The organism is Micrococcus luteus (assembly GCF_022664405.1).
Classification (GTDB): domain Bacteria; phylum Actinomycetota; class Actinomycetes; order Actinomycetales; family Micrococcaceae; genus Micrococcus; species Micrococcus luteus.
In genome coordinates this window covers 1-7,521 of sequence record NZ_JAKRLB010000038.1, presented here as the reverse complement: position 1 = coordinate 7,521, position 7,521 = coordinate 1, and the positions used below count along the sequence as shown (strand labels likewise).

At 64.5% G+C, this 7,521-nt stretch carries 5 protein-coding genes and 1 pseudogene; 1 reads left to right on the top strand and 5 read right to left on the bottom strand.

The window, feature by feature from the left end:
* Positions 1–138: 138 nt before the first annotated feature.
* Positions 139–2,535, top strand: a pseudogene (locus MF605_RS11700) (type I restriction endonuclease subunit R); the annotation flags it as partial.
* Positions 2,536–2,848: 313 nt separating this feature from the next.
* Here the strand turns inward: MF605_RS11700 and MF605_RS11695 are convergent.
* The 5 genes from MF605_RS11695 to MF605_RS11675 form a co-directional block, all read right to left on the bottom strand.
* Positions 2,849–4,480 carry a DUF6119 family protein gene (locus MF605_RS11695; protein ID WP_158530791.1) on the bottom strand — a complete coding sequence of 544 codons (1,632 nt, stop codon included), beginning with the start codon at positions 4,478–4,480 and terminating at the stop codon, positions 2,849–2,851.
* A gap of 109 nt (positions 4,481–4,589) precedes the next feature.
* Positions 4,590–5,639, bottom strand: a complete 1,050-nt coding sequence (locus MF605_RS11690) for a TrmH family RNA methyltransferase (protein WP_233263273.1) — start codon at positions 5,637–5,639, stop codon at positions 4,590–4,592.
* Between the two features lie 16 nt (positions 5,640–5,655).
* Positions 5,656–6,501, bottom strand: a complete 846-nt coding sequence (locus MF605_RS11685) for a sulfite exporter TauE/SafE family protein (RefSeq protein WP_095347720.1) — start codon at positions 6,499–6,501, stop codon at positions 5,656–5,658.
* Positions 6,498–7,322, bottom strand: a complete 825-nt coding sequence (locus tag MF605_RS11680) for an ABC transporter ATP-binding protein (RefSeq protein WP_095347721.1) — start codon at positions 7,320–7,322, stop codon at positions 6,498–6,500. Before MF605_RS11680 ends, MF605_RS11685 begins: the two co-directional genes overlap by 4 nt.
* A 72-nt stretch (positions 7,323–7,394) precedes the next feature.
* Positions 7,395–7,521: integrase core domain-containing protein (locus MF605_RS11675; RefSeq protein ID WP_141844318.1), on the bottom strand; the 127-nt coding region annotated here is incomplete at its 5' end.

Here is a 7,521-nt window from a genome sequence, read left to right as displayed (position 1 = left end):
GCCCTGAGGCTTTCAGCTGCTCGACCAGGTCCTGGCCCGAGGGCTCGCCTGGGTTCTTCTCGTCGATCATGGTCATGATTCTTACCGTTCCTCTCGGTACGGCTTACACAGACCATCTGACACGCCCACGATGACTACGAGCAGAGCGTCCCGCAGTTCTTCGTGCCCAACGTGTTCTCCTTCGCAACCGAGGGAAAGGACTTCCGATACGGCACCATCGGCATGCCCATCGAGCTCTGGGGCCCCTGGCGCGAGGACCCCACCGACGAGGACGCGCCGGCGAAGATCGGTCTCGTCGCGGTCCAGGAAGCCGTCGAAGGTGTCCTGACGCCACGCGCGGTGCTGGACTTCCTGCGATTCTTCACGCTCTACGCGACTGACAAGAAGCATCGCAAGATCAAGATCATCGCGCGGTTCCAGCAGTTCCAGGCGACCAATCTGATCGTTGACCGGGTCCTGCTCGGCAAGGTCAAGCAGGGCCTGATCTGGCACTTTCAGGGCTCGGGCAAGTCACTGCTCATGGTCTTCACTGCGCTCAAACTGCGCGCGATGGCCGAACTCACGAACCCAACTATCCTGATCGTGGTCGACCGCATCGACCTGGACACCCAGATCACGGGCACCTTCAACGCCTCGGACGTCCCGGGCTTGGTGTCGACGGACTCGCGCGCGCAGCTCCAGACACTGCTCAGCCAGGGCGCGCGGAAGATCATCATCACCACGATCCATAAGTTCGGCGAGGCACCCGGCGTCCTCGACGCTCGGCAGAACATCATTGCGATGGTCGACGAGGCTCACCGCTCGCAGGAGGGTGACTACGGGCAGAAGATGCGTGGGGCGCTGCCCAACGCGTACCTCTTCGGTCTGACCGGCACCCCGATCAACCGGCGCGACCGCAACACGTTCAAGTGGTTCGGTGCACCCGACGACGAGGGCGGCTACCTCTCGCGATACTCCTTCCAGGATTCCATCCGCGACGGTGCGACTCTTCCGCTGCACTTTGAGCCACGCCTCTCGGAGATCCACATCGACCAGGAGGCCATCGACACGGCGTTCGAGGAGCTGGCTGCCGACCGCGACCTCTCCGAGAGCGACAAGATCACGCTTTCGAAGAAGGCGGCCTCGATCGAAGTGCTGATCAAGACGCCCTCGCGCATCGCGAAGATCGCCGCTGACATCGCCAGCCACTTCAGGGAGAAAGTCGAGCCACAGGGGTTCAAGGCACAGGTCGTCGCGTACGACAAGTCCTCCTGCGTCGCCTACAAGAACGAGCTCGACAAGCACCTCGGGCCGGAGGCATCGACCATAGTCATGTCGAAAACCCGAGGTGACTCGCCCGACTGGGCCAAGTGGACCCCAGGTGCCGAGGAGCTGGAGCAGGTTGTCGCGCGGTTCAATGACCCGACCGACCCGCTCAAGATCATCATCGTGACGGCGAAGCTGCTGACCGGGTTCAACGCTCCGATCCTCTACTGCCAGTACCTCGACAAGCCGCTGAAGGAGCACACGCTGCTCCAGGCGATCACTCGCACCAACCGCGTGTACCCGCCGGACAAGACCCACGGCCTGATCGTCGACTACCTCGGCATCTTCGACGACGTCGCCCGATCCCTCTCCTTCGATGAGCGGGCTGTCCGGGAGGTCGTCTCCAACATCGAGGAACTGAAGGCTCAGCTCGCGCCGGCCATGGCTGCCGCGCTCGCGTTCTTCCCCGGGGTCGACCGCACGGTCGGCGGGTACGAAGGCCTCGTCCAGGCGCAATCCGCGATCGCCGACGATGTCACGAAGGACGCCTTCGGAGCCGCCTACAGCGTGGTGTCGCAACTGTGGGAGGCACTCAGTCCGGACCCCATACTGGGCAAGCATCGCGACGACTACCGCTGGCTCACGGACGTCTACGAGTCGGTCCGCCCCTCAGACATCACGGGGCGACTCGTGTGGCACGCGCTCGGAGCCAAGACAATCGACCTGATCAACGAGCACGTCGCCGTCGAGATCCCGCAGAACACCGAGACGATCGTGCTCGACGCTCAGACGATCGAAGACCTCATGACCGGTCGGCGCACCGACATCCCCACCGAAGAGATCGAGCGTCAGATCACCGCACGCATCGCCCGGCACCTGCACAACCCGGTCTTCGTCGAACTCGGCCAGCGCCTCAACGACCTGCGCGAGCGCTACGCCGACATCCAACAGTCCAGCCTCGACTTCCTCCGAGAGCTTCTCGAACTCGCCCGCGACACTGTTGCTGCCGAGAAAGCAGCCGACGAGATGCCCCGGGAAGAGAAGGGCCGGGCGGCCTTGACTGAGTTATTTGACGCTCTCAAGGGCGATCAGACCCCGATCATCGTCGAGAACGTCGTCAACCGGATCGACGAGGTCGTCCGTGGGGTCCGCTTCGAGGGGTGGCAGTCCACGATCCGCGGCGACCAGGAGGTGCGCCAAGCGCTTCGGAAGACCCTCTACGTCCAATTCAAGATTCGCGACAACGACGTCTTCGAAAAGGCCCTCGGCTACGTCCGAGAGTACTACTAAGCTCCGAACCGGCTGAATGCAAGTCAAGCCGATGATAACTGGAGGACGGATCCCGAGTATGTCTCGATATGCCCCTTGCTTAACTTCCGGGTTCATCGGTCGGGTCCGGCGCGTCGTACCACGGCATGGGGCTACCAGAGATGCGGAACGGTCTAGAGCGAACGGCACGTCAGGCCGATGGGACCGTGGCACTACACATACTTAGCTAGGAAAGACCGGCTAATTCTTTGGTTCGACACCCCACGACCATCGCGACCGTTTTCACAAGTCGACGAGCCTGAACGTAGATTCCACAACGCCCAAGCGTAATTGACTATTCTTCTGGCAGGTAGTCAATACTTGCGATTCTCACTTCGATACCGCGGGCTTCCAGCTCGTCGAATACTCTGACCAGTGAGACCTTACTAAAGCTGAAGAGGTCGTCCGCTGTAAGTGATTCGCCTATGCGTTTCGAGCGAATGGCGTACACGACCTTTCGTGGTTTCGCGCCAATCAGATCCTCATTGCCGCCGCGCTGCTGGACCCGGCTGCGCAGTTGCTTGCGTGCCTCTTCGTCGTACTGCAGTGCATGGGCAGAGTTGCCGCCTTGGGCGAAGAGGTGACTCAGCGGCGCGGAGGAGGAAGCCGACTTTACGTGCACGTACACATCGTTCGTCGTAATGAGGTCACTCGGCTCGAAGCCCCGCTTATTCTGAGTTGTCTGCACGAGCTTCCGATCCATCAACACCGCGCCGAGCGCCTGCGCAGCCTTACGATTATAAGCCTCCTCGTCATCAGGCGCATACCAAGCTGGCATGGCCACGCCAGCCTGTTTCGCAAAGATGTTCCTAACGTGGTCGTCGAGCTGCTTCGCGTAGTCAAGGTCCATCGCATACCACTGCCCGTTATGCAGGAAGTAGCGACGCCCAGACTCTTCCTTCTCAAAGGCCACCCACTTTCGAAGCGGGATATCACTACTTACGGGCTCCTCGCCCTCCGCGTCACCGAACAGCTGGATTTTAATGGTATCCATGAACGAAATTTCGCGGTCTTTCATCAAGTCGATGATCAGTGCCGCAGTAGGTAGGCCGGCGCGCAGAGCGGTGCCTCCGCCTCGTTTTACTCGGAACGCTTCGGGCGGCTTATTCTCGCTTAGGTGTTCATGGGGCCACGTAACGGCGATCTTAGATACGTCGGGGGACTTCTTTAGCTCGGCTCGAAGGTGCTCTTCCAGCTTGTCATGTAACGAGGTTTTCTTCTTAACCGGTACGAGCTGCTCAAGCACTTGCAGCTCTGCGCGAGGCTTTTGAGAGAGCAGGGCCTCGAGCACCTTAAGATCCGAAACCAGCTCTGTGGGGGTGAGTCCGAGTGGCACCGAGAGGGCGTCCGCCCCTCTCACGCGAAACGGCTTGTCGATGGTAAGACCCTTGATCTCGGCCTTTCCAACGACTCGAGTGACCAGCTCACCGAAACCACCGATGCCGAATCCAGTCAGTCCTGCACCTGCGGGAATGGACGACCGATCGATCTTTGCCCTCTCGTCAAGTACTGTCCGAGTCAGGGAGCTCAGCAGGTCCGGATCAACGGATCTCAGCGCGAGTCTCTGTCCGAACGCGCCGTCGACGTGACTCTGATCCAAAAGCAGCCAACCCATACCCCAACACAATCCCCAGGTAGGCGTATCAGCTTCATCATTCGCGCGAAGCAAGAGAACGCCTGCTGCCGTTGTGTTGGTTGTTTCCACTGTCACGCCAGTGAGTTGGTGGACGCGACTTGCCCACTTCACGGGGCCATCGGCCCCTACATGGCCATATACGAGGAGGGCGTCACGATCCGCCACCTTGCAGGGCTCGGTGACGACGGAGCGTTCATCGCGGTACTTCTTCTTGACAGCATGTTCGAGCTTGGCGGTATGCCTCAATCTGTACAGGGTCGTAGATTGAGCATTCATTTTCCGGCGGGCCATGCTGTCTCCTTCGCGCGCATCTAACAGCCACCAGACTAAGTGAGCTCCACCCGACCATGCCATAAAGGCACGCAGGACGTCGGCTGGATCGGATAGCTGAATCCTTGAACTACTTCGTCGCGTAGAACGTCACCGCTGAGCTCGCCGCAACGTTCAGCGAGTCCACGCCATGCATCATCGGAATCGTCACGCGCCGATCAAGCAGTCTGTCGGTCTGCGGCGTCAGCCCATGCCCCTCACTGCCGAATACTAGTGCGAGATTGTCGTGGTCCTCGGCGACCAACTCATCGAGCGTGATTGCGCCCTCCCCCAGTGTCATGCCCGCCACGACATATCCAGCGTCCTTAAGCACCTGGATGCTGGCAGGCCAGTCATCAACGCGAGTCCACGGCACTTGGAAGACCGTACCCATCGACACACGGACAGACCGCCGGTACAACGGATCAGCACACGTCGGCGTCACCAGGATCGCGTCGACACCCAGTGCCGCAGCTGATCTAAAACATGCCCCAACGTTCGTATGATCCACCAAGCCCTCAAGCACAGCGATCCGCGAGCGGCGCTTCGTACTCGAGACAGAACGATCGTGTCGGCCCCCTGGACTCTCGCCAGGAACTCCCGTCCTACGCCGCTCCTCACCACTGGACACGCGAGAGTTGAGCTCGAACGTATCGTCGACCTCGCTTTTTGCTACCTTGGGCTGCCAAGGTCGGCTGGTATCCGAGGAACGTTCGCCAGCCTGCGGTGGTTTGGAACACTCCACGTTCGTGTGGTCCACGACGTCCTCGGCGATGAGCACGCGCCGGGCGTCCGCGAGGACGTCGGCGAGCGGCCGGGGTGCGGGGCGGTCCATCGCGGCCAGGGCGCCGCGGTGCAGGTGGAACCCGGTGAGGGCCTCGAGCACGTCGTCGGGTCCGGTGAAGACCGGGACGTCCGGATGGGCGGCGAGCACGTCCGCGAAGGACCGGCGGTAGCGGTCCCCCAGCAGGAAGGAGCGCGGGGTGTGTCCGGCGTCCAGCGCGCGGCGGACCACTTGGGATGACTCGGCGAGGAAGACGCCGTGCTCCGCGTCGACGCGACGGCGCAGGGCCGCGTCCGTCATGGTCGTGTAGGGGGCCAGGCGGGGGTCGGCGAGGTCCTCGATCCGCTCCAGGCGCACCTCGCGGGTCCCGCCCTCACCCACCCGAGACCTGCCGCATCACCATGACCACCAGCCCGACCAGGCCCACGATCACGATGGTGACGCGCAGGGCCGTCGGTGAGATGCGCCGGCCGATCCGCGCGCCCACGAGCCCGCCCACGAGCGAGGAGAGCGCGATCAACAGGACGGCCCGCCAATCGATGCGGTCGAAGGCGAAGACCAGGTAGAACGCGGCGGCGGTGAGGTTGACCACCAGCGACAGCCACGTCTTCACCGCGTTGGCGTGCACGAGGGTGCCGCCCACCAGCAGCACGCCGAAGATCGCCATGAGCATGACGCCCTGGGCGGCCACGAAGTAGCCGCCGTAGATGCCGGTCAGGAACACGAGCGTCCACAGCGTCGGGGTCACGGGGCCCACCGGCACGGGAGAGTCCGCGCCGGGGGTCGGCCCCTGGTCCTCCGCCCGACGCCGGACCCACCGCTGGATGCGCGGCTGCAGGACGACAACCGTCAGGGCCACCACGAGCAGCACCGGCGCGACGTAGCCGAACACGGCCGGGGGCAGCGTGGTGAGCAGGGCGGCGCCGATGATCGCGCCGAGCAGGGACGCGACGGTCAGCTTCGGCAGGAGCACCCGGGACTGGGCCAGCTCGCGACGGTAGCCGTACGTGCCGGAGAAGCCCGAGGCCACCAGGCCCATCGCGTTGGAGACCTGCGCCGTCACGGGCGGGAAGCCGACCGCCACGAGCGTGGGGAAGGTGACGAGCGTGCCCGAGCCGATCACGGAGTTGATCGTGCCGGCCCAGAACCCCGCGAGCAGCACGATCAGGACCTGCCACAGCTCCATGCCCAGCAGCTGCGCGGTCAGCAGCCCCGTCACCGGGCCACGGCGGTGTACCGACCGCCGGTGCGGGTCACCTTCAGGTCCGTGCCGAATGCCGCGGAGAGGTGCTCCTCGGTGAGCGTCGACTCGATGGGCCCGGCCGCCACGACGCCGCCGGCCCGCAGCAGCAGCGCATGCGTGAAGCCCGGGGGCACCTCCTCGAGGTGGTGCGTGACGAGGACCAGCGCGGGCGCGTCCTCGTCCGTGGCGAGCGCCGTCAGCTGGCGCACGAGGTCCTCACGCCCGGCGAGGTCCAGGCCCGCGGCGGGCTCGTCCAGCAGGAGCAGCTCGGGGTCGGTCATCAGGGCGCGGGCGATGAGCACGCGCTTGCGCTCGCCCTCGGAGAGGGTGCCGAACGCGCGGTGCGCGAGGCGGGAGAGCCCCCAGGTCGCCACGAGGCCGAGCGCGCGGGCGCGATCCTCCGTCTCGTACCGCTCGCGCCACGTGCCGGTGATCCCGTAGGAGGCGGTGACGACGGCGTCCTGCACGGTCTCGTTCGCGGGCACCTGGGCGGCGAGCTGGGCGGAGGAGAGGCCGATGCGCGGGCGCAGCTCGAACACGTCGACGGCGCCGAGCACCTCGTCCAGCACGCCGACGTCGCCGGCGGTCGGGTGCAGGCGGGCCGCGGCCAGCTGGAGCAGCGTCGACTTGCCCGCGCCGTTCGGGCCCATCACGATCCACCGCTGCCCCGCGCGGACCGTCCAGTCCAGGGGGCCGAGGATGTCGGTGGTGCCGCGGCGCACGCGCACGCGGCGCATCTGCAGCACGGCGTCCTCATCCGGGAGGAACCAGTCGTCGGGAGGCGCGGGGGTGGTCATGGGGGCCAGCCTAGTCCGGCCGGCCGGTGCGTCGCCGATGCGACGCACGCCCGGCCGCGCCCACACCCCCGCCTAGGTGTAAGAGGTCATGACGTTGTTGACTCGGGCCGGGGCCAACGAGGCCGGAGGGGCGTCCCCGCAGGAGGTATGAGGCCGATGGTAGTTGTAGTGGTTCACCCACACGGCCAGCGCCTCACGC

What these genes read in the sequence shown, in the direction of transcription:
- MF605_RS11695 (WP_158530791.1), bottom strand. Translation starts at nt 4,480, where the DNA reads ATGGCCCGCCGGAAAATGAATGCTCAATCTACGACCCTGTACAGATTG.
- MF605_RS11680 (WP_095347721.1), bottom strand. Translation starts at nt 7,322, where the DNA reads ATGACCACCCCCGCGCCTCCCGACGACTGGTTCCTCCCGGATGAGGAC.